Source organism: Stieleria sedimenti, from assembly GCF_025060895.1.
GTDB lineage: Bacteria > Planctomycetota > Planctomycetia > Pirellulales > Pirellulaceae > Stieleria > Stieleria sedimenti.
This window is the reverse complement of record NZ_JANZKV010000055.1, coordinates 28,234-51,795: the sequence shown is the minus strand read 5'-3', so window position 1 is coordinate 51,795 and position 23,562 is coordinate 28,234. Positions and strand designations below refer to the sequence as shown.

At 60.0% G+C, this 23,562-nt stretch carries 18 protein-coding genes; 9 read left to right on the top strand and 9 right to left on the bottom strand.

Annotated features, from left to right (window positions below):
* Window positions 1–9 precede the first annotated feature (9 nt).
* From NZK35_RS08605 to NZK35_RS08565, 9 genes are all read right to left on the bottom strand, one after another.
* Window positions 10–492 carry an Hcp family type VI secretion system effector gene (locus NZK35_RS08605; RefSeq protein WP_259632125.1) on the bottom strand — a complete coding sequence of 161 codons (483 nt, stop codon included), beginning with the start codon at window positions 490–492 and terminating at the stop codon, window positions 10–12.
* Between the two features lie 89 nt (window positions 493–581).
* Window positions 582–1,565 carry an FHA domain-containing protein gene (locus NZK35_RS08600; protein WP_259632124.1) on the bottom strand — a complete coding sequence of 328 codons (984 nt, stop codon included), beginning with the start codon at window positions 1,563–1,565 and terminating at the stop codon, window positions 582–584.
* A 5-nt stretch (window positions 1,566–1,570) separates the two neighbouring features.
* Window positions 1,571–2,701, bottom strand: coding sequence for a DUF2169 domain-containing protein (locus NZK35_RS08595; RefSeq protein ID WP_259632123.1), 1,131 nt, complete (start codon window positions 2,699–2,701; stop codon window positions 1,571–1,573).
* Between the two features lie 44 nt (window positions 2,702–2,745).
* Window positions 2,746–3,855: a hypothetical protein gene (locus NZK35_RS08590; RefSeq protein WP_259632122.1), complete on the bottom strand. Its 1,110-nt coding sequence runs from the start codon at window positions 3,853–3,855 to the stop codon at window positions 2,746–2,748.
* Window positions 3,843–4,877 (bottom strand): DUF2169 family type VI secretion system accessory protein, encoded by a 1,035-nt coding sequence (locus NZK35_RS08585; RefSeq protein WP_259632121.1) that lies wholly within the window; start codon window positions 4,875–4,877, stop codon window positions 3,843–3,845. Before NZK35_RS08585 ends, NZK35_RS08590 begins: the two co-directional genes overlap by 13 nt.
* 8 nt (window positions 4,878–4,885) lie before the next feature.
* On the bottom strand, window positions 4,886–5,305 hold the full coding sequence (locus tag NZK35_RS08580) for a hypothetical protein (RefSeq protein WP_259632120.1): 420 nt from the start codon (window positions 5,303–5,305) through the stop codon (window positions 4,886–4,888).
* 20 nt (window positions 5,306–5,325) lie between these two features.
* Complete coding sequence (locus NZK35_RS08575) at window positions 5,326–7,311, bottom strand: type VI secretion system Vgr family protein (RefSeq protein WP_259632119.1); 1,986 nt, start codon at window positions 7,309–7,311, stop codon at window positions 5,326–5,328.
* Window positions 7,312–7,592: 281 nt separating this feature from the next.
* Window positions 7,593–8,075, bottom strand: coding sequence for an Hcp family type VI secretion system effector (locus NZK35_RS08570; protein ID WP_259632118.1), 483 nt, complete (start codon window positions 8,073–8,075; stop codon window positions 7,593–7,595).
* A gap of 194 nt (window positions 8,076–8,269) precedes the next feature.
* The gene (locus NZK35_RS08565; protein WP_259632117.1) at window positions 8,270–13,075 is read right to left on the bottom strand and encodes a hypothetical protein; all 4,806 of its coding nucleotides are present in this window, start codon (window positions 13,073–13,075) and stop codon (window positions 8,270–8,272) included.
* 166 nt (window positions 13,076–13,241) lie between these two features.
* Between NZK35_RS08565 and tssK the strand changes: the two genes are divergently transcribed.
* From tssK to tssC (NZK35_RS08520), 9 genes are all read left to right on the top strand, one after another.
* A complete protein-coding gene (gene tssK / locus NZK35_RS08560; protein WP_259632116.1) occupies window positions 13,242–14,702 on the top strand; it encodes a type VI secretion system baseplate subunit TssK in 1,461 nt (486 codons plus the stop codon).
* 56 nt (window positions 14,703–14,758) lie between these two features.
* Window positions 14,759–15,397 (top strand): DotU family type IV/VI secretion system protein, encoded by a 639-nt coding sequence (locus tag NZK35_RS08555; protein WP_259632115.1) that lies wholly within the window; start codon window positions 14,759–14,761, stop codon window positions 15,395–15,397.
* A 22-nt stretch (window positions 15,398–15,419) separates the two neighbouring features.
* Window positions 15,420–17,102 (top strand): type VI secretion system protein, encoded by a 1,683-nt coding sequence (locus NZK35_RS08550; RefSeq protein ID WP_259632114.1) that lies wholly within the window; start codon window positions 15,420–15,422, stop codon window positions 17,100–17,102.
* A gap of 10 nt (window positions 17,103–17,112) precedes the next feature.
* Window positions 17,113–17,520 (top strand): hypothetical protein, encoded by a 408-nt coding sequence (locus tag NZK35_RS08545; protein WP_259632113.1) that lies wholly within the window; start codon window positions 17,113–17,115, stop codon window positions 17,518–17,520.
* Window positions 17,517–18,239 (top strand): sigma-70 family RNA polymerase sigma factor, encoded by a 723-nt coding sequence (locus tag NZK35_RS08540; RefSeq protein WP_259632112.1) that lies wholly within the window; start codon window positions 17,517–17,519, stop codon window positions 18,237–18,239. The genes NZK35_RS08545 and NZK35_RS08540 overlap by 4 nt, the downstream gene beginning before the upstream one ends.
* Window positions 18,240–18,286: 47 nt before the next feature.
* Complete coding sequence (gene tssA / locus NZK35_RS08535; protein WP_259632111.1) at window positions 18,287–19,432, top strand: type VI secretion system protein TssA; 1,146 nt, start codon at window positions 18,287–18,289, stop codon at window positions 19,430–19,432.
* Window positions 19,433–19,563: 131 nt separating this feature from the next.
* Window positions 19,564–20,082, top strand: coding sequence for a type VI secretion system contractile sheath small subunit (gene tssB / locus NZK35_RS08530; RefSeq protein ID WP_259632110.1), 519 nt, complete (start codon window positions 19,564–19,566; stop codon window positions 20,080–20,082).
* A 66-nt stretch (window positions 20,083–20,148) separates the two neighbouring features.
* Window positions 20,149–21,648 (top strand): type VI secretion system contractile sheath large subunit, encoded by a 1,500-nt coding sequence (gene tssC / locus NZK35_RS08525; RefSeq protein ID WP_259632109.1) that lies wholly within the window; start codon window positions 20,149–20,151, stop codon window positions 21,646–21,648.
* 277 nt (window positions 21,649–21,925) lie between these two features.
* Window positions 21,926–23,506: a type VI secretion system contractile sheath large subunit gene (gene tssC, locus NZK35_RS08520; protein ID WP_259632108.1), complete on the top strand. Its 1,581-nt coding sequence runs from the start codon at window positions 21,926–21,928 to the stop codon at window positions 23,504–23,506.
* The last annotated feature ends 56 nt before the right edge of the window (window positions 23,507–23,562 follow it).

The following is a 23,562-nucleotide window of genomic DNA, read 5'->3' as shown; positions in this document are numbered from 1 at the left end:
GGCGATCGATCAGCCTTCGCCTTCTTCGACCTTCCAGGAGTACTCGACGTTGCCCTTCTTCTTACCCTTGGAATCGTTTTCGGTGTAGGTCACCTTGATTTCTTCGAAGTTCAAGGAGAAGTCTTCCGTCGGCACCGATTCGCTTTGCCCCGCCCCGCCGATGCTGTAACTGGTCACCAGCACGTTGGTCAGTTCGTAACGGTAATACGTCACGCGTCCCGCATCGGTGTACGACGCGGTCACGTCGATTTCCACCTTGGGGTAGACCTTGCCCTTGCAGACCGATTCGGCGATTTTCGGACTCGATTTGTCCAGTTCCTTGGCACACGAGATGTCTTCCAAAATCACGTCGCCACGGCGTCGCGTGGAACCGGTGGCCGAACCGCCGGGTTGATGAACGGCTTGGCTGAACGACAGCAGATCGCTCCATCCCTTGTGATCTTTGTCTTTACATTCGCCGTCGACGCCATCAAATTTAATGTAAGCAGCCATTGTGTGTTCCTAGAGTGGGGAAACGCAAAAAAGTAGTGATTCATTGCTGGGCGAGCTGTTTCGCCGCGATGCACACTACCGTTCTCGGGTCATCGGCGAGATTGTTGCGGCTCGAAATGGAAAAAACCAGAAAAGTCCGTTTTGACGAGAACGAAGTACTGTGGCGGATCTCCGCACTGAACCCAAATGAGATCGAATCCGTCCACCAAATTGTCGAGAAACGAATCACTGCAATCGGCGAGCAACTGTGACAACTCGACCGGATCAGCGCTGCGGAGCATCCACTCCGGATGCGGCCGTTCCAGCGGGCCGCCACGGCCTTGCGCGGCCAAACCCAGAACCCGCGCAATCACTTCGTCGTCGCACCGCGTGATCCAGCCGACGGTGCCCGGTTGGCGATCCGGGGGCAATTGCTCCAGCGGATCCAGGATTTGATGCAGGGAGACAGACAACCGCTCCTGGTCTTCTCCGCGGAGATGTTGCGCGACAAAGAGCCTCGTTGCCGCAGCATCCTCGTCCGCTGCGTCCTGCGACATCAAAGCTCCCGGCGGCATCAATTGAAACACTCTGATGGACGCAGCGGGATCGGTCGCTGCGATCATCGATCGATAGCGAGCCAGCGGATCGTTGTCGCCGGTCGGCGTTGCCTGCAGCAGCGTCGCCTTGTCACTCGCCCGCACGATGCGCCACACCCCGCCGTCCTCGTCGTCGAGCTGTCCCTTCCCCGTGCGCGTGATCGGACTTGCGGAGGCCCGTTGCACCGAATCGGCTGCTTCCGATGCTGTTTTTGCACCATCAATCTCGATGTCAAACTGCATTTGACCGGCTTCGATCCGATCGCCGTCGGCAAGAGCGGTTTGCCCCACCGGTACGCCATTGCAGAGCGTCAGCCCACCGAGCGCGGTCAGCAAGCAGCCGTTGTACCCACATTCCATACGGAAGTGATTGGGCAACAGCCCGGATCGCGGAAAGACCTTTTCGGCGGACTCGGCACTGCCCACATCGACTTTCTGTCCCGGTCGCAGCCAGAACCGCCGACCGTGGTGCATGTCCGATGTTATGCGAACAACCATCCGCATCAGTTCCAAATCACCTCAAATGGCATGCGTTCCAATTCATCCGGCAGATAGGGCCGCAGTGCTTTTGCCGAGCCTCGCCAAAGGATCGTCATTCGTTGCGTGTCTGGATCGATCACGACGGTGTGAATGACCGGATGGGTGTCGTTGAGTTTTCCTTGTCTGCCATCGGTTCGAAGCGTCGGCACCTCGTCGGGTAGGTCAAACATCCATTGTTCAAACTGCGGATGCATGTTGCGAAGCATCACCGGTTCGCCACCGGTCAGGTGGGGCAATTGCAACGGCAACGAAGCCCCGTTGAGGCCCGCGATGTAGGTCGACGGGTTGCCGGGAAAGTCTTCGTGCCAGATCTCGGCGGGTACATAGCCCGCCTGGATTTCTAGGACCGTCGTGATTTGCGGGTCAAACAACGGGACAAAGCCCATCAGGGCATTGCGGGGAAACGCGCCGTAGTCGAGCCAGTCGGTCGCGGCCGGCAGCGGCATCAAGGGCCATTGATCCACGTCTCCGTACAGTAGCGTTTCGGGCGTCAGCAATTGGGACGGGTTTTCGAGATTGGGTAGCGGAATGGGTTCGAACGACTGGGGATCAAACTCCATCAGGTAGCCCATGCCGCCGCCGTTGCGTGGATAGCGAAACGGACTGGCCGCCTCCAGATCGATATCAGCGCCACGATACTGGTCGGCGAGCTCCAGGAACGGATTGCCGTATTTCTTTTCCGACACCGTGTCGACGCCGCCATAGGCGCGTGAATAGCAGAGCGGAATCTTGTCGACCGGCTGGGGAGAAGAAAACTGCAAACGATCCGCCGGTGAACGATCCGCGATCCGATCGCCGCTGACGTGAATCATCATCCGATGTTCGCCAACGGCGACGCCGGCCAAGAACGCGGTTCGACCGCTCCCGTACGCGTGGCCTTTGATGATGACGTCGGTCTTTTCTTTCTGGGGATGAAGATCGGTGTCGCGTTGCATCAACGCGGGATGATCGGCATTGGCGAGGGGGTCGCCGAACAGCGGCTCCTGTTCTTCATCGACGTACCATTGATTGTCGACCATTCGGTAGCTGCGTTTGGCCAACACCGAAAGGACAAAATCACCATTGGACGCCCTTCCAGAAACCTGCGTGGCCACGGGCAGCTCCTCGGTCGATGGCTCCGATTTCGATTGGCCCGAATTCATTCGTTCGCCCCCGGCGGGTCAGGTCCGCAGACGCCGCCGTCGTCTGGCGGGTAGGAGGCGTTGGGCGCATCGCTGCCGGCGTCCGCCGGTGGTCCAGCATCCGGTGCCGGTGGTCCAGCATCCGGTGCCGGTGGTCCAGCATCGGGTGCCGGCGGGCCGGCGTCGGGCGATGAACTCGCCGGCGGCGAGGAGGGATGTTCGGGGACGCTCGGTTCGTTCACGTAGTCGGCGGCGCCTTGGGCTAACGAGGTCGGAATGTCTCCCACGGGTGTTCCGGCGACGTTCACCTGGTCGACCAGCGTGGGACCGCCGATGGTTGCGTTGTCGGCGCCCATCGGTCCGCCGGTGAACCAGCCGGTGATGTTGCCGGCAAGTTCACTGGTCAAGCTGGGCACCGCATTGCGACCGGTTTGAACGCGCGCGTTGTGTGAATCGGCAAATTCGCGAGCCAAACGGTTGATGTCTCGCCCCTTGATGCTTCGTCCGGAGGATCGCAGGAACGCTTTGGCGGCTGCTTTGGACAGCAACTGAGGACCGAAGCGGTACGTCAGGTACGCGATCTGCATTTCAAACCTTGCCGCGATCATTCCCCCGGCCCTGCCGCCGGCCCACTGCAGCAGAGACTGCAGTCCGAAATCGAGCAACATGTGCACGCTGCCATAAATCATGTCAGCCAGCGTCATCGAGACCATGTGCGTGTTCAACGCCAGCACCATTCCGGTCGGCGTGGGAATGGGGGTCCCGCAGTTCAAGTTCATGTTGATCATCAGCGCTGTGGCAACGCAGATCGGTTTGCCTTCGGCGGGATAGCGAGCCACGCCGAAATAGGACTTGGATGAACTGAGCGGAATCTCGATGGCCAGCAACACACTCGGCGGACCGACGTGAGGAATCAGAAAGCCAATGTCGGTGCCCTGTTGCATCGTCATCCCATAGCCCATGCTCAAGTGGGTCTTGGCATAAGAAGCGATGAAACTGGTACCGATCAAGATCATGCCCGTTCGGTAGGGGACGGGCGAAGGGGCCGGCGAGGGCGAACCCGGCGGCCAGGGGATATGAAAATCAATGCCCAGCATCGGGTGCCAGTGCTTCATCACGGCGTGCATTGATCTGCTCCTGAATCCGGTGCTGCGGTCGCCATCGTCTGTGGTTCACGGACGTCCCGCTGCCTTGATCGCAAGACACAGCGTCGTTGTTGCAGCGGATAAAAGCGATAGCGAAAGGGGTATCTCCATCCGATGAAGACACGCTTGCGCTCACACTCGATTCCGATCTGATCGATTTGCAGCGGCGCGACGATTTCTTCATCGTCGAATTGCAGCATCACTTCCAGTTCCAGATCAGGAACTTGAAACGCGATCGATCCGTGTGGAAAAACGCCTTCGACCGCGACCGGATCACCGGGACGAACCGAGTCGACGATCAAGTTGGGAAATGCACTATTGAAGAACCGCGGATCAAGTTTCTTCATCTCACCGGTGACTTCGTCGATCACCATGAACCGTTTCAGCTTGGGACCGAACGCCATCGGTACCGTGCCGGTCGCAACCGGTTCGGGTTGGTCCTCCCAGTTCACGACCGGGTTGGCGGGGTCTTCCAAATTCGGCAGCGGCGCCCCGACCGCGCTGTCCCGCGAAAGATAGTAGCCGCGGCCGTCGGGATTGTCTGGAAAGGGGATGTCGAGTTCATCCCAAACGTCCTTTCCGCCGTAAGCTCGGCTCAGTTCCAGCGGCATGGATTGAAACGCTTGCGGCGGTCCGGGGACCAGTTCGCCCTCTCGCTCGACCCAGACACGATCACCAAACACGGCGACCGCGGATTGAAACGAATCTCCCACGCGAACGACCACCTGGCCGCGCGTCGGATCGTTGCCGAAGGCGCAGGCCTGGCCGAAGATCAACACGTCGACACCGCCTCGATAGAACACTTCGTCGGAACCCATCGGCCCACCATGGGGCCCGTCCCAGGGTTCGGCGGAAACGACCCAAGGCTGTTCGTCGGACAGCACCAACCCTTTTGTCGTCAGGTCGTACGTCGCGCGACAGGTCACCGACGCGCAAAATCGGTCTTCGTCGATGGCGCCGCGAAACAACAGCGCTGGGAACCGGGTTGAGTTTTCTAGTTGCATTGGATCATCTAACAGTTCACGCGCACGCGCTCCCCCGTCAACCGCACATCATCGTTGGCCGTCACTTGAACATCCCCACGCTGCGATTCGATGCATTGGGTGTGGCCGCTGGAGTGCATCTTGCCGGCGCTTTTGAGACTGAAGTCGCCGTCGGTCGACAACGACAGGGAATCGCGGCCATGAATCGCAACGTGGCCGGCATCGAAGGCCAGCGGTCCATCGACGGAGACCTGCAGTCCCGCGCCGCCAAGCATCAGCACCGGCCCGGCCTCGGTGATCTGGATTTCCAGCCGGCACTTGCCGTCGACGGACATCAGGTGCAGTGTCTGTCGGTCGCCGTCGGTTTGCACGTGGATCGACTGGCCGTGCCGCAGCGGCAGCGTCGTTGCCTCCGCGGCGGAATCCGTCTTCGTGGAAGTCTGTGTCATCAATTTCGGTGCCTTTAATCTTAAGAGTTGACCTTCACGACGGCGCCGGTGATGGTGACCGGGCCGGCGCCCGTGACGTCCACCATCGGGCCAGAGATTTTGATTCCACTCGGTCCGATCTCGACCACCGAGCCGCCCACGGTCAACTTGATCAACGTGCCGGCGTTGATTTCCAAGGCGGTTCCGACATTGAGCGTGTCGGAGGTTCCGACCGAAGTCGATCGACTGGTGCCGGTGTTATCCTCTTGCGAACCGGACACATTGAGGGTTTGATTGCCGCCGACGGTCGTGTCACGATTGGAACCGACACTGAGAGATGAATTCGACCCGATGGTGACTGTTTGATTGGCGCCCACATTCACGGTGCGATCGGCACCGACGTTGATCTCTTGGTTGCTGCCGATACTGACCGCTTCGTCGACCGACACATCGCGGGTGCGGTTGTTAAGCACGTGCTCGCGGAGATCGTTTTCGATGGTCGAATCTTTATCGAATTGGGCGTGCTCGCGAATCAGTTCGTTACCCTTGGTGTCGTCCATGACGTACTCGTTGTATCCGCCGCCGCCCTTGGTGCTGTTTGATTTCAGCCCGCTGATGTTCTTGGAATCGGGCAGCCCGAAGGGCGGCATGTTTTGGGCGTGATAAACGCGACCGGTGACCAGCGGCCGGTCGGGATCCCCTTCGAGAAAACTGACGACGACTTCCTCGTCGATTCGGGGAATGCTGATGCCGCCGAAACCGGAACCGGCATGGACCTGCGAAACGCGGATCCAGCAACTGCTCTTGTCGTCTTTCTGACCGTAGCGGTCCCAGTGAAACTGGCATTTCACGCGGCCGAATTCGTCCGGATAAATCTCCTCGCCGGGCGGACCGGTGACGATCGCCGTTTGCACGCCGCTGATGATCGGTTTGGCGGTGCTGCGCGGCGTTCGAAAGACGCGTGAGGAAGGCAGGCAAGTGATCGAGTTGCGATAGGCCAAGCCGCCATCGCCGCCCGTTTCGTAGGCCATCGGCTCGCTGGCGGAGTGTTGGATCGCGGTGATCACCACCTCGGCGCCTTGCTCCTCGCTGTCGCGATGTTGATCGACGGTGAAACGACCGCCGGCCTGGAACGTCTTGCACACACTGGTCGCCGAAACGATGTCGTGACGCGTCTCCTCGGCCTCGATCCGCAACCGTGTTTCGCCGCCGCCGACGCCCTTGTCGGGATATTCGCCCGGATAGTCGTACATCTCGTAGTTGCCGACTTCAGGCAGGTCGACGACGGTCCCCGTGTCGGTGATCAAATCATCGCTGGGGGTTTTGAAGTTGTAGTCACGCTGCACCCATTTCCCGGGCACAAACTCATACTTGCGTTCCCAGCTGGTCAGGTGGTCGTCGATCGCACGCGAGCCGATGTCATCGGGAAAATCAACTTCGGCCTCCGGCAGCGTGTAGTAACCATCTTTGTGATCGGTGATCACCATTTGGTGTGCACCTTCGGAGTGTTTGAAATAGTAAAAGATTCCTTCTTGTTCCATCAGACGCGACAAGAAATTGAAATCGGTTTCGCGGTACTGAACGCAGTATTCCCATTCTTTGTGATCGAGCAGAAAGTCCGACTTGTAATCGGCAAAGCTGTATTCGCCCAGGACTTCATCGATGATGTCGGGCACCTTGGTGTCCTGAAAGATCTTGCAGTCACTGGTCTGGGTCAAGAACCACAGCCAGGGGACGACTTCGACGCGATAGTTGCGCCGGTCCTGTCCGTCGACGTCGCCGCGGGAGAGGCTTTTGACGAATCCGTGCCAGTGCCGCCGCGAGTGATCGGCCAGTTCGATGCTCCAGCCGATCGCCGTGCCGACGATGTCTTGGGGCTTGATGCCGGGGTCGTCGCTGATCAGCTCCAGTTGGTAACGAAACAGCCGCCCCATTTCTTCGCTGCCGGTCACTGACGTGAGCAACAGCACATCGTCACCGAGAACCGTGTTGAGATTCAGGAGCCGATTTTGCTGTTGAAGTGCCATGGCTCGGTCGAGGTGTGGTGTGTGATCAGGATGCTGGGGCGAGTTGTCAGATCTTGTTCCCAGGCTCCGCCTGGAAACACGCGGCGTTGGAGGCTCCGCCTCCCAGACCTCGCCGGCGGAGCCGGCGAGGATGGCAAGCAGGATGCTTACCCCACTTCATCTTCGCCCGGCGGGGCCGGCGAGGGTGGCAAGCAGGATGTTTACCCCACTTCATCTTCGCCGGCGGGGCCGGCGAGGGTGGCAAGCAGGATGCTTACCCCACTTCCACTCGGGAAGAGTGATCAGCCTTCGCCTTCTTCGACCTTCCACGAGTACTCGACGTTGCCTTTCTTCTTGCCCTTGGAATCGTTCTCGGTGTAGGTCACCTTGATCTCTTCGAAGTTCAAGGAGAAGTCTTCGGTCGGCACCGTTTCGCTTTGGCCGGAACCGCCGATGCTGTAGCTGGTCACCAACACATTGGTCAGTTCGTAGCGGTAGTACGTCACGCGTCCTGCGTCGGTGTACGACGCGGTGACATCGATTTCGACCTTCGGATAGACCTTGCCCTTGCACACCGATTCGGCGATTTTCGGGCTCGACTTATCCAGTTCCTTGGTGCACGAGATGTCTTCCAAAATAACGTCGCCGCGACGCCGTGTCGCACCGGTGGCCGAACCGCCGGGTTGATGAACCGCTTGGCTGAACGACAGCAAGTCGCTCCACCCCTTGTGGTCCTTGTCTTTGCATTCGCCGTCAACGCCATCAAACTTAATGTAAGCAGCCATGATCAGTTCCTTACGTGGAGAGGATAGAAACCGGAAGTGTTTTGCTTGGGCGAATTCTCTCGCCACCATGCACACTACCGTTCTCGACCCACCGCCGGATTTGTTGCTTGTTTCTGGGTCGAAATCTTGAAAATCCGAATTCGCGTGTCAATCGAGGCAACGCAGGGAAAGCGATCGCGTCGGCTTCGCCACGACTATTCCGTTTCGGCCTGATCAAGATTCAGCGACAGCGGTTTCGACTTCTTGGGCGTGGTGTCGATCTCCAAGTCTTTCCAGGTCAACGTCACGCTGGTGTTTTGTTTGGTGCCCTTGAATTTCAAGCTGTACTTGCCTTCGGGCAACGGCCCGAAATCGAAACGCTTGTCCTGCCCCAAGATCGTTTTCTCTTTGCTGTTGACCGGAGCCGGGGCGGGGCTCAGGAACAACGTCCCGTTCATCCCGGCGCGCGTGTCGAGCACCCCGTGCAGCCAACCCATTTTGACCTTCGGCGTGGCCGCCCCCCCGCCGCCGGGTGCGTCAGCCGGTTTCGGTTTTTTAACGATCGTGATCGGATAACGATTGCTGCTCTCGTTGCCGGCCGCGTCAATGGCTCGCACCACGATGGCGTACTCGCCGGCGACCTGGAATTTGAACTGCGACTTGCCGGCCGGCAGTACGGCGGGCGAGGCCGGTGGGTCAAAGACATGTTCATCTTGTTTGGTATTCGCTTTGCCGTCCTGGGTCGTGTCGAGCCCGATCTCCAGGCGCGAAATCCCCGCGGCTTTGGCTCCCAAGTCGCTGGCGGTGACGGAAAATTCCAGCGTCGTCCCGTCGTAGTAGGGGCCACGTTGGCGCGGGGTGATGGCGATCAGGTTTTTGTCCGGGGGTGTGGAATCAAGCACCGCCGTCATCGATGCGCTCTCTTGTTCAATGTTGTCCAGTTTGAGCGTGGCCTCGATCGGAATGCGTTCATCGCGATAGCGGCCCTGGCTGAGTTCGACCTGGATGTCACTGACCTGGGTGGTCAGCGTGATGACGCCGTCGTCGGACAGCGGGCCGGCCGTCGTGCGAATGAATCGATCGGTTTTGTAGCCGGTGAACCGACGCCCTTCGACATCCACCGCAACCTCGGCATCGCTGGTCCGCGTCAGGAAACCGAAATCCGCCTTGATCGTGGCGATCAACTGGTCGCCGTCACCCTTGAAATAGACTTCGTTCTCCGGCCAGTAGTACGACGTCGTCGGCTGCTCGGTGTTTCCCTGCGGTCGCCGGGTCAACGCGATCGAGCCGAACTTGATCTGGTTCTTGAGTTTGGCCGCACCGATGGCGCCCGGTTGGTGCTGAACGACGTGCTGAATCGCGCGCGGCCAACCGTCGACATCGAGTCGGCACCAGGTTTCACGATTGCGGCGAACCACGGGCACACGAAAGAACGCCTGTTTTCTGCCGGCTTGTGGATTGAGATCCACGAACAGACTACGCGGGGGATCGCTGGTTTCGGCGCTGAAGTCCGACCACTGGTCATCCTGGACCCAACGCACGTTGACCGGCACCTTTTCTAGTTGAGGCAAGGCGTCGCGTGAAGCGTCGCCGTCGATGTCAAACTCCAACTCCACGTTCACTTCGACTTCGCCGTCGTTGTAGGACACGCTGGTGGTGACATAATCGCTCGGCGCCCACGGCTTGGCGACCAGGCAGATGATTTGATCTTTCTCGGGCATGACGTTGTCATTGGCGTCGACCAACCGACACACCAATGCCATGCCATGACTGATGTCGGTTTGTGTGTCGCCGGGCGTCGCCGGGGCGAAAGCAGCGGCCGGGGCCGCCGCACCATCGGCGGACGATGCCGGGGCTCGGAAGTTCAGCGCGACGCGCTCGCCGTCGGCGGGAATCGCCAGCGTGCTGGGGCCCTTTAAAATTTGTGTCGGTAGCAAAAACTTTTCCAGGATCCGGCCCTTCTCGTCCAAGATGCCTCCCTCGGGGCTGGCATAGAGGTTGGCCGCGAAATCGGGCCAGTAGGCGGCGACATTGTCGGGCATCGGTTTGGGCAGCTTGATCAGCCAGACCTTCGCCATGCACGCCTTGCCGGACTCGTTAAACAATTCAAATCGAAACGGCGTCTTTCGACTGTTGAACGTCCGCAACCAAAGCCCCCCCGACAAGCTGCCTTCGTCGCTGAGCACCTCTCGAGAACAACCGATCCCTGGCGGCGACGAAGCGACCAGCCGCAATCGGTTTTCGCGCGGCAATTCGATCGGCAGGGAGTGGATGCCGACGACGCCTTCGATTTCGTCGCTCACCCGATCGGCCCGGATCTGTAGTTGGAGTTTTAAATCGACTCCGCGCTCGGCCAGCGCCACCGGGCGAATCTCCAGCGGCAGATCGCGATACGAGTCGCCGTCGATGGTGATCGCAACCGACTCTCCCGGACGACTGGTCGCCATGCCGGGGCCTTTCCACAGCACCTCGGCGCGGGGTGGCCCAAAGTCGTTGGTCGAGCTGCGCAGATCGGCGCTGACCAACAGCCGAACCGGTTGCTCGCGGCCGGGGTCAATGCGGAGGGTCAAGTTGCGGCGGTCTTGCATTGTTTCCAATCGCAGCACCGCCGAATCCCCCAGTTTCTGACCGCTGTCATCCAAGATCGTCACACTCGCAATGCGGACGATGGGCTTGGCCGTGATGGCGTGCAAGATCGGTTGCTGGTCAGCGACGACGTTGACGCGTGGATCGATCCGCAGCGCCGCGGCGAAACGGTCGGCAAACACGCTCGACGAGTCCTTTCCCTGCTCCAGGATGGCTTTCCAGCCGGCGACATCGGTGGGCCCGGATGTGCCGTCACGTGGCTTTTCAAATTGCGTCAGGTCGGACCGATACTTCATCGTCACATCGCGGCTACGTTGCGACGGGGTGGGCAGGGCGAACACGACGTCGCTGAAATTGACCGTTCGTTCTTCCGTGTCAGTCGGATCGAGACGCGCATTGCTGATCGCCGCCCTTAGCCGCCGTCGCTGGTCGCCGGTCGGCAGCGGGCTCCGCAGCCAGGCCCAGGCGTTGCGATTCAGTTCCCAGCTGCGTGGCGGATCGTCGAGGGCAAACCCGGCCAGCAATTGATTGACGGCGCCCTCAACGTTGCGATCGAACACGTTGATGGCCGAATGCAACCGGGACAGCTGGCGATCCAGCGTCCCCTGGTCGGGTCGCTCTGCCCCATCACCGTCGGCAAGCACCCGTTCGGCTTGCAGCGCGGCTTCGGCGATTCCTTGGTCAGGGATCGGGCCGCCGGCGATGGCCGCTTGGCGTTGGAATTCCAGCCACGACCAGAGCCGGGATCGGGCGACGGCAACAGCATGTTGCAGGGCATCGGCGGTGCGAAGTCGCCGATCGGGGCGAGTCGCGTCTCGCGCCGCCCGGTGATTCAAGACCAACCGCTTCAGTCGGCTGACAATGTCATCGGAGATCGTGTCGTTGATTCCGCCCGACGAGGATTGCCCTTTGACGATTCGCTGCAGTTCCCGCAAGTCCTCAGCGACTTGCCGCGGTGTGGGGGTGGGAGACGCCGGGTCGAAATCTTTGATCTGACCGGCGAGCACCACGACGAGCAAGCGTCGCCAAAGGTGCGGCGCCAGCGCGATCGGGCTGACGTCGGGTTTGCCGTCGGAACTGGCCAGGGGAATCGACTCGAATTGATCGCGTCGGTCCCAGAACGTCATCGCGGCCGGTGAGTCACCGACAGTTCCCGAGGCGTTGCTCGCTGCAGGCGTGCCCGCGGGGGTTGGGGATGGGTTCGTCGGTCGGTTCGGGGCGGCGCCGGGTGTCCCTGCGGTCGCGGCTGCAGGCGAGTCTTCGGTTGCTGGGCCTTCGGTTGCTGGGCCTTCGGTTGCTGGGCCGCCGGCACTGTCCACCGGGGGCGACGCAGTGTCAGCATTCGCCGCTTCGCCGCCGGCGGACTGCAACGCGACGGGTGTGGCCGTGATGCCGGACGATCGCGAGTGAGAAATTTTGTCGGCCAGGTCGTCGGCGACCGCGCCGGAATCCTCCGGCGTTTCCTGTTCGCCGTCATTTTCGTCCGCCGCCGGTTCGACCCGCGCGATCCAGACGTCCAAATCGCCACGGGCCAAGGCGTTCGGTTCGACCCGCCCGACACCGCCCCGTAGTAGCATCACGCGGGGGCTGTCGGTTTCGTTGTTGCGCGGCATGCGTCCGTAGCGATCGGAGAAAAAGGCACACAGCTCGTCGAGTTCGATTTTCAGATCCCGGTTCAGATCCGCGCCGCCCTGAATGCCGTCCAACAGTGTCTGCGTTGAAAGTGGCAGGTGCGTGTTCGCATCCCAGCCGACGTTCTGCATCGGCCCGCGCGTCAGCAACACCCACAGGCGATCGGCCGACTGGCCGGGCAATTGCCTGATCGTTTCGTCAAGATGTGCAAACACATCATCGTTCCACTGCCCCAACGACGGTTGGGCGGCCAGCGGTTCGGCGTCGATCACCACCAGCCGCGTGCCACCGAACGAGTTTGAGGCCACGGCGGCCAACGGTTCCAAGATCTCCGTCAGCGGCAACAGGCCGTTGGGGGATTGCGGCGATGATCCGATCGCCAGGTCGCTGCACGCCAACGACGGTCGCTTTTCACCGTCCAGCATCAGGTAGCCACGCAGCACGACCATCACGGTGTCGTCGGGGTCACTCAAATACTTCGAGACGAGTTCGGTTTGCTGAAAGCTGCTGCGGATGACGTCACAGCTGCCGCGCAAGTCATTGGCCTGGAGCTGGGATTTCAACGCCGCACGGGCGTTGGCACCGAACATCGGCGGCGTGACGACATCGGTGTCGTAATCGTTGGACACCAAAATGGTGATCAGTTGCCGATCCGGCCCCGGCATCAACAGGTACACGAACAGCAACGTCAGGGCGATCGCCACCAGGGTCAGCAACGCTTTGATCGTTTTGCGTTTTCCTGCCTGACCGCTTTCGGCTCGCCGCCACGATTGACGCTCGCCGTATTTGCCTGAGGTGCTCATTGTGATGCGATCCAACGGAAGAAGACTGAACCCTACGGGAAAAGTTTACCTAGTGGGAACGATACCCGACACCTGCTAGAGTATCATCGTCCAGTGGAATTGATGGCAACGATGCGATTACTGACGGCAGATTTCTGACAGCCCCGGTGAGGAGAACACTACAGCGATGCACAACGAGAGTGTTGCTTGGTTAGAGGGGATGTTTTTACGGCCCCATCACATGCAGGCCGCCGAACGGAGTATCGACGAGAATGCCAGACAGCACGTTGCGCTCGATCACGGGTACAACTACGGGATTCGGCAGATCAGTTTCAGCCGTGAAGCGATCGCCAACGGCCAGTTCGAATTGAGCGCATGCCAAGCCCGGCTCCGCGACGGCACCGTGATCTGGATCGACTCGGCCCAACAACCCGATCGTGTGGATTTGGGTAAGACAGGTGGATCTGTCAAGCGAAGTCTGTCCGATGCATTTGATCAGGTCGAATCGATTGACGTTTTTTTGGCCGTGCCAAAACTACGGCTCGGGCGTCCCAACACCTTGCCCGAGCGCGGCGGCCAGCATCGTTTCGTGGGGCTTCCCGGGACCGTCGCAGATGAAAACGCCGGAGGCAACGAGCAAGAGATTTCGTTGCGGACGTTGAATGTCCAGATCTTGTTGGGCACGGACAATCTGGCCGGTTACGAAACGCTGCCGATCGCGCGGATCAAGCGTTCCGGTGCCGCCGAGGCCGCGCCGGAGCTGGACAACGAATACATTCCGCCGGTGCTCGGCTGTGACGCCTGGCCAGAACTGGCACGCGACTATGTGCGGGCCGCCTACGATATCATCGGTCAAAAGATCGAAGTGCTCAGCTCCCAGGTGATCACGCGGGGCATCATGCAGGGAGCGCCCGAAGCCGGTGACATGAACCGGTTGCTGATGTTGACGGCGCTCAACGCGGGCTATGGATCGCTGCGATCGCTGGCGTTTGCCCGTGGCGTCCACCCCCACGTCGCCTACACCGACCTCTGCCGGATCGTCGGATCGCTTTCCATTTTCCGCTCCGATCGTCGGCCCGGTGAAATCCCGCTGTACGACCATGACGATCTGGCGCGGATCTTCCGCTGGGTGCTCGAAGAGATCCGCTCCTTGATCACGGAAGTCCAAGAATACAAATTCGAGCGGCGCGATTTCATCGGTGCCGGAAAAGGACAAGAAGTCCAGCTGGACCAAAAATGGATGAGCAAGGGTTGGGAATGGTACATTGGAGTGCAGCACGAGCGGATCACGGCGGCACAGTGTCGTGAATTGCTGGAAATCGGCCGGCTGGACTGGAAACTGGGCAAAAGCGAGAAGGTCGATTTCATGTTCCGCTTTCGCCAAGACGGATTGAAAATCACCGAGACCAAAGCTCCACGCGCCCTTCCGCAAGGCGACAATTGGCTGTTTTATAGCGTCAATAAAAGCGGACCGGCCTGGGAAGACCTGCGATCGGACGACTCACCGCGGTTGGGCGTCCGTTTCAAGGAAGCGTTGATTGCGAATCTGGCGACGCTGCAGGGAAAGAAGGAGCTGCAAATCAACGTGGACGGAATCGAAGGCACGCTCAAACTGAGCTTGTTCGCCGTCCCCACCGCTGAAGACTGAGACCGTTTGCCGCTGTTACGCTGTTCACCTTCGCCTCGGATCAACCCTGCTCCTCCATGTCGCCAGAATTCGCCGCCGCCGTTGACCCCGTGTTCATGTACGTTTCGTCCGTCGTGGATGAAATCGAGGCGAATAAGAATCCGAGCCCCGAAGACATCAGCGCCAAGATCCGCGGCCTGCTCGACAACGCCGAAAACATGCTCGGACGGCGGCCCGATTGGGAACTGGCCAAATATGCACTGGTCGCCTGGGTCGACGATTTGCTGATCGAAGCCGCCTGGGACGGCAGCAAGTGGTGGGAACAAAACCGTTTGGAATTTCAAATCTTTAAAAGCACCAGCGCGTTTTCCAAGTTTTACGAGCAGAGCCAAAAGGCCACCGAGTTGCCCCAGAAGGACGCGTTGGAAGTGTTTTACGTCTGCGTCGTGCTGGGGTTTCGCGGGCTTTACGCAGACCCCGAAGCGACCGCCCAACACGAACACTTCGGCGTCCCGGCGTCGCTGGACGAATGGGCGCGGCGGACCGGGATGGCGATCCAATTGGGACAGGGCCGACCGCCGATCCTGGAACAAGGACGCCCCGGACAAGGGGCTCCGCCGCTGGAAGGCAAGTACCTGTTGATCAGCTCGGTGATCTGTTGCGTGTTGTTGGCGGCGGTCGCCATCGGAATCGGAAAAATGTTGGTGTGGCCATGATTGAAGATCGGAGTCGATAACGATGGGCAGCGCAATACGAAGCTTCGTCGATGCGGTCTTGTACCCGTTTCGCATGTTGGCGCAGATCCCCAGCAGCGTGATCAGTTCGCCCAAGCGGATTCTCGGCCTGTCGCTGCAGGCGCGGGCCGCCTGGCTGCTGTTCTTCGGCTTGCTGCTGGTCGCGATCATCTGGGCCATTATTCGTTTTTATACCGACCAGACCGAACAGAAGGCGAGCTTCTACTGGCGTGAGTTGCCGGCGATCTTTTTGCTGGTCATCGCGATCCCGATCGTCGTTTGGTTCGCGCTCAAGCTGTGGCTCGAAGGCGAACCGTCGGCGTTTCCCGATATCGACCGTGCCTGGGAGACGGCATTGACCGCGATGGAGGAGCAATCGATTGATCCGTCCGAGACGCCGATCTTCTTGATCGCCGGGCCGGGGACGGTCGAATCGGTCAACTCCTTCATGGCGACTTCCAATACGCAGTTCCCCGTGCGGGCGCCGTTGGGGCCGGCTCCGATCCATGTGTTCGCCAATCAACAGGCGATCTATGTGGTGTGCACCGAGTGTTGCCAGCTGAGCAAGCTGCTCGGTTCGCCGCGTGACTCGACGATCGTTCCCGGACAAATGCCCGGTGCCCCTCAGCCATTCCAGGCCGACCGGACGATGGACGTCAGCACGATGGGACAGAATCCGGCCGCGCTGCGCCCACCGATGCCGTCCGCCGGCGGCAACGCCTCGGCCTATTCGGCCGACGTTCGAAACACGATCGCCGGGCTGAACATTCCCGTGCCGCCACAAAACCAGGGCGCCGACATGCGGGGCACGATGATGGTCGGCGACCTATCCGGCGGCGTCAAAAACCCGATGCAACCGCAAGGCGGTGGGATCGCCAGTGCGATCCTGACGCCCAGCGATGCCAGCCTGGCGACGGCGCGGCTGGCCTACCTGTGCCGGCTGTTCCGCCGCTTGCGCGATCCACTGTGCCCGATCAACGGCGTCATCGTCTCCACGCCGTTTCGTTTCCTGGCCGACGGCTCGCAAGACATCGTCAACCAGATCTTGATCGCACTGAAAGCCGATTTGGCGTGCCTGCGCGGGTCGTTGCGCATTCGCTGCAGCGTCACCCACGTCGTCGATTCGATGGAAATGGAAACCGGGTTCCGCGAGCTGGTCCGACGCGTCGGTGCCGAACGGTCTTCGGTGCAACGATTCGGCAAGGGATACGGATTGTGGAATCTGCCGACGGCGCCACAGCTGGATGCGGTCGTCAAACATGCCTGCGGGGCGTTCGAGGATTGGTCGTACTTGCTGTTTCGCGAAGGCGACGGGCTGAGCAAACCCGGCAACCGTCATCTGTACTCGCTGCTGTGTCGGATCCGGTCGACGTTCCAACCCCGTTTGGCGCACTTGATCAAGTCGGCCTACGCGATCAACGCCGCCGGCCCGCATCTCAGTGACGGCGAACCGCTGTTGTTCAGCGGCTGTTACTTCGTCGCCACCGGCGCGATGCCGGACCGACAGGCGTTTTTGGCCAGCGTGTTCAAAAAAGCGACCAACGAAGAAGAGGAGTTGGAATGGGGCAGTGAAGCCCTCGCCGAGGAACAACGGATGCAGACCGGGGTCCGCATTCTGATGGTGATCAACGGCGCCTTGGTGGCGACGATCGTCGGGCTGTTGATTTGGTACTTTAACGCAGAGTGAACGCGGTCCGATGCCTGCCCAGCCCTCCCCGTCGCGCCAGACATACACGCAATATCGCGAGGCCGGCGACGCATCAGGTGTCGCCCCTGACCACGAGCGATCGACCGACGTCACCGCGGCTGGTCAGAGCCAGCGTTTGCTGCAAGAGGTGCTGGGGGAGACGCTGATTCGGCTTCAAGAGAATTCGGATCAGCTCTTGGAAGTGCTTCGCCAAGAGAAGGTTCGGCGTCAGAACGCCCCGTGCGACGAGGCGTTGTTCGTGTCGATCGCCACCGCGGTACTGCGACATCGGCTGGGGCCGCGGTCACGGCAGCTGCCCGCCGACCTATATGATGAAGTCGGTCGGGCGTTGTGGACCAATGCCTACAGCCGCCAACGGATCGAGCGATTTTGGAATTCTTTGGGAGCGGAATCGTGAGTGCCCATCCGAGCGACGCGTCCTCCGGTGACGGCGAATCACCCACCGACCTGATCAACGAAGCGCAGGGATTGGTGCGTTCGCTGGCGATGCGGGTGCACCGTTCGCTGCCGATCCCGATGGATCTGGACGACCTGATTGCCTACGGCCAACTGGGGCTGGCCGAAGCGGCACAGAAATACGACCCCGACTGCGGCGCCCGCTTCACGACGTTCGCCTATTACCGAGTCCGCGGGGCGATCTACGACGGGGTCTCGAAGATGAACTGGACCAGTCGTGCGCGGTTGCGGCGGCTGCGGTTTCGCGACATGGCTGAGGATGTCCTGCATGCGGAATCCTCAAAGTCGGAATCCCGTGGCGATGGCACCAGTTCCGACGAGGATGCGGATTGGTTGGGTAAGATGGCCGAGCGGCTTGCGATCGTCTACCTGGCCAGCGGTGATGACGATTCGGAAACGAGCGTCTTGGCACAAGCGGCCGACCAGCACGAGATCCCCAGCAAAGTCGTTGCAAACCGTGAAATGCAAACAACGCTACGCAAATTGGTCAACGAGCTGCCCAATGATGCAAAACGATTGATCATCGCCATCTATTTCGAAGGTTTTTCGCTGACCGAAGCGGCCGATCGCATTGGGATCAGCAAGAGTTGGGCGAGTCGAATTCATGCGAAGAGCCTGGACCAGATGGCCCAGAGTCTGCGTCGCAGCGGCAACGATTAAACGCATTCCCGTGAGACGTCCACAACGCTGGGCACCGAGAGTTCATCATGGCATCTGAAACGACACTTGATTTTGATCAACTGCTGGCCCCGATTTCGGACGAAGCGCCGAGCGGGCAGTATCTGCGTCGCAGCGATTTCGAGCGGTTCCAGCGCGCCAAGGACGCACGCGCCGAGGCGGTCAATGCGGAACGCAAGATTCGCGAATTCGCAATGTACGACGAGGACGAACTGGCCGCGTTGAGCGAACAGGGACAGGGCGTCGAAGTGCCCAGCTCGCCGGACTGGCGAGCCGTGCTGGATCAATGCGTCGACATCATCGCCCATCATTCCAAAGACCTGTGGGTCGCGTCCTGGTTGGTCGAGGCCAACACGCGACGCAACGGCTACGCCGGGGCACGCGACGGATTTCGATTGATCGGCAAGATTTGCGAGACGTATTGGGACGGGATTTACCCGCCACATGATGAAGAGGACGGGTACCTGGACACGGTTTCGCAGCTTGCCAGTTTGAACGGCGTGGAAGGACCGGGGACACTGATCGCCCCGCTGGAGGAGATCCCGATGCTGCCCGAGTACGGCGCGCTGACGTACGCGGCCTACCGCGAGGCGACCGTCGGGGGCGGTGGCGGCGAAGTCACCGAGAGCGACTTCGACAATGCGGTCCGCCAGATTGATTTGGATCAATTGCGGCAACAAGAGGAAGACATTGCCGAGGCGATCGAGGCCTACAAGGAAATGACCGCGGTGCTGGAATCCAAGTGCAGCGTCGAGGGCGAAGAGGACCACACGCCGCCGAGCAGTCAGATCCGACGAACGCTGGAGACGATTCAGCAGGCGTTTTCGAACTTGACGCGCAACCTGTTGTCCAGCAACGGTGACGCAGCACCCGAAGGCGAAGGGGAGACCACGGCGACAGGATTGACACCCAACACCGGGCCCAAGGTCGACCTGGCACAGGCCCAGGTCAACAATCGCGAAGACGCATTTCGGATGCTGATGAAGGCCAGCGAATTCTTTCGTAAGACCGAACCGCATTCGCCGGTCAGTTACATGCTGCAACAGACCGTCGAATTCGGACGCATGGACCTGCCGACCCTGCTGCAAAAATTAATACAAGACTCAAGTGTGCTGAAGAACTTGTCCGAACGCACCGGGATTCCGGTCAAGGAGGATGAGTACGACGATGATTGAGACACATTTTCACTGGTTTCTTGTCGCTCGGCGGCCTCGCAAAGCTTGCCTGGGGGGGACCGGTGACTTAAAACCGAATGGTACAGGGGCTCGTGTTCGAGCTCGCAAATCGCGCGTCTGGAGATAATGAGATGGCCGAAAGCCAACAACAAAAGTTGAACCGTGTCCGAAAGCCTCGCGTTCACATCACCTATGAGGTGGAAACCGAAGGGGCACAGGTCGTCAAAGAGCTGCCTTTTGTGGTCGGCGTGATGGGCGATTTCTCGGGGGATCCGACGAGCAAGTTGAAACCGTTGAAGGATCGAAAGTTCATCCAAATCGACCGCGACAACTTCAATGATGTGCTGCAACGCATGACACCGGGATTGAACATGCGTGTCGAAAATACGCTGGCCGGTGACGGCAGCGAAATGTCGGTCAACCTGGACTTCAATTCGATGGACGACTTTGAACCGGCGAACATCGTCGACAAGGTCGATCCGCTGAAGAAGCTGATGGCCACGCGAAACAAGCTACGTGATCTGGCCACCAAAATCGATCGTAGCGACGATCTGGAAAACGTGCTGGAACAAGTGCTCAAAAACAGCGACCAGCTCAAGCAGCTTTCCGGAGAGCTTGGCATGGACAACGACGAATCGGCAGCGGAATAACCACCGCCCCCATTCGTCCTTCAAACTATTCTGAATCAATCCCCCGATGTGAGGAGTCAACTTGCCATGAGTACCGGTGAGACCGAAGGCCAAGCTGAACAGCAGTCAACGACCGAGACCGAAGAAAGTGCCAGTCTGCTCGAAACCGCGATCGCGGCGACCAAAAAGACCGAACGCTCTCGTGCCGAAGAGCTGATCAAAACGCTGACCGAAGAAGCCCTGAAGGGGACCGTGACGTTTGACAAGGATGTCATGCGATCGATCAATGCCGCCATCGCCGGCATCGATGCCAAAATGAGCACCCAGCTCGCTGCGATCATGCATCACGAGAAATTCCAAAAACTGGAAGGCTCGTGGCGCGGACTGCATCACTTGGTCCAAAACAGCGAGACCGGTGACTCTTTGAAAATCCGTGTGCTCAACTGTGGCAAACGCGAGTTGTTCAAGGACATGGACCGGGCCGTCGAGTTCGACCAAAGCCAGTTGTTCAAAAAACTCTACGAGGACGAATTCGGCACTCCCGGTGGCGCACCCTACGGAGCGCTGATCGGCGATTACGAGTTCACCAACCACCCCGAAGACATCGATCTGCTGACCAGCGTCAGCGGTGTCGCCGCCTCGGCTTTCTGTCCCTTCATCTCCGCCACCGCGCCGCAACTGTTCGGCTTTGACGAGTGGACCGAACTGTCCAAACCACGCGACTTGGCCCGGATCTTTGATTCGGCCGAATACACCAAGTGGAAAAGCTTCCGCGAGAGCGAAGACAGCCGGTTCTGTGTGTTGACGATGCCGCGAACGCTGGCCCGTTTGCCCTACGGCGCGAACACCAAGACCATCGACGAATTCGCCTACGAAGAAGTCCCGGTGGGGAGAAAAGGCGAGTCCATCCACGTCGCGCACAATGAATTCTGCTGGATGAACACGGCCTACGTGATGGGCACGAAATTGACCGACGCGTTCGCCAAGACCGGTTTCTGCACCACGATTCGCGGTGTCGAAAACGGCGGCAAGGTCGAAGGGCTGCCCTCGTATATCTTCAAAGCCGATGACGGCGACATGGACTTGAAATGCCCGACCGAAATCGCCATCACCGATCGCCGTGAAAAAGAACTCAGCGATCTCGGGTTCCTGCCCCTGTGCCACTTCAAGAACACCGACTACTCGGTCTTCTTTGGCGCCCAAACGACCCAAAAACCCAAACTCTACGATCGCCCCGAAGCGACCGCCAACGCGGCGATCAGCGCACGGTTGCCGTACATCATGGCCACCAGCCGCTTTTCGCACTACTTGAAGGTCCTCGGACGCGACAAGATCGGTTCCTTCATGGAAGCGAGCGATTGCGAAGCGTGGCTCGATCGCTGGATCCACAACTACGTGACCAGCGACCCCAATCCGCCGTCGGACGTGCGTGCCCGTTATCCGCTGGCCGAAGCACGCGTCGAGGTCAAGGAGATCCCGGGCAAACCGGGCTCCTACAACGCCGTCGCGTGGATGAGACCCTGGCTGCAAATGGAAGAGTTGACGACCAGCATGCGAATGGTCGCCAGCATCCCCAAGCTTGGCTGACCCGGAACCAGAGTTATCGAAGTGCCCGCCGCCGATGGCGCGGGCAGAAACCGTTGGTGTCTAGGCTTTAGCCGATCCCTCTGCACCAACGCTGTGAAGCATTTATTCCCTGCGTTTTACGAGAAGTGAGCGGCAGGGCGCAAGCCCTCCGGTTCCTCATCGTTCCCGAAACACCGGAGGGCTCGCGCCCTACCGCTAAATAATGCTTCACAGCGTTGCCTCTGCACCCTGGAATGCCTGAAGGCTGCACGCCAACCATTGCCAAGAGCAAGCCACGATGTCGCCTGCCGAGTTCCGCTCCGATGGATCGTATCACACCGAAGTACTTGCCGAGTCTCTGCTTCAGCGAGTGCTGTCGGCTGTCGCTGCGGACAACCACGACGGCCGTGCGGCGCCGACGTCGCCATCGGGTCCCTCGTCTTCGGCGCCCCTGGCCAAGTTCCTGGCCGCAAACGATGTCGAAGAGTCGCTGGAATGTTGGTTCGGCAAGAGCTGGAGCCAAGATCGGCGGCTGCGGAACAAGGAGTCGGTGCTCGCCCGCTTGGCCGCCGACATCGCCGAGATCGACCGGTTGCTCAACGACCAGATCAACGCGATCTTGCATCATCCCAAGTTCCAGCGTTTGGAATCCTCTTGGCGCGGGTTGGCGTTTCTGGTCCGGAGAGCGGACATCGAAAGCGATCCGATGATCAAGGTCCGCGTGTTGTCGGCGCGTTGGAAAGAACTCGAAAAGGACTTTGAACGCAACGTCGAATTCGATCAGAGTGCGCTGTTCAAAAAGGTCTACGAGGAAGAACTGGGGATGCCCGGCGGGGAACCGTTCGGCGTGTTGATCGGAGACTATGACATCCATCCCCGCGTGTCGGCAGAACACCCGACCGATGACCTGTCGATCCTGAGAGCCTTGTCGGGCGTGGCGGCCAGCTCGTTCTGCCCGGTGCTGTTGGCGGCCAGTCCAGAGCTGCTGGATCTGGAGAGTTTCTCGGAGTTGCAGGTGACGCGCGACCATGAAGCCCGTCTATCGCGAACGGATTACTTGAAATGGAACGCGCTGCGTGACGATGAAGACGCCCGATTCGTCGGCGTCGTGCTGCCGCGAATCCTGATGCGTGGGCCATACGAAGACGACGGCAGCCGGATCGATCGATTTGTATTCCGCGAAGACGTTTTCAGCCCCGACGGAAAGAACTACTTGTGGGGCAACCCCGGCTATGCCTACGCCGCGGTGTTGATGCGTTCGTTTGCGACCAGCGGTTGGCTGGCAGACATCCGCGGGCTGCGCCAGGACGTCGAGGGCGGCGGACTGGTCTCCGATCTGCCCGCGCTGAGTTTTCCCACCGACGCTCCCGGTGTGGTCCCGCGACCGATGACCGAAATCGCGGTCACCGATTCGCTGGAACGACAACTCAGCGATTTGGGGCTGCTGCCGATTTGCGATTGCAAAGACACGCCGATGGCGGTGTTCGCCAGCGGCCAATCGCTACAACGTCCCAAGAAGTACGACACCGCCGACGCCAACACCAACGCAAAAATCAGCGCGATGCTGCCTTACATGTTGACGGTCTCCCGGTTCGCCCACTACATCAAAGTGATCGGCAGAACCAAAATGGGCTCGTTTACCACGGCCGAAGAATTGCAACGCTTGCTGCACGACTGGATCATCGAGTACGTCACTGCCGACCGGGAAGCCAGCGCCGACGTGAAAAGCCGCAAACCACTTCGCGAAGCCAGCATCACCGTCCAACCCGACCCCGGTAAGCCGGGATCGTTTTACTGTATCATGCGGTTGGCGCCGCACTACGAACTCGACGAAATGGTCGGAAGCGTTCGCCTGCAGACCCGGATCGGACGCTCGTAAGATCCGGCGGATGCCAATCATTTTCAATCACTCCAACTCGCGTTCCACCGTCTAAC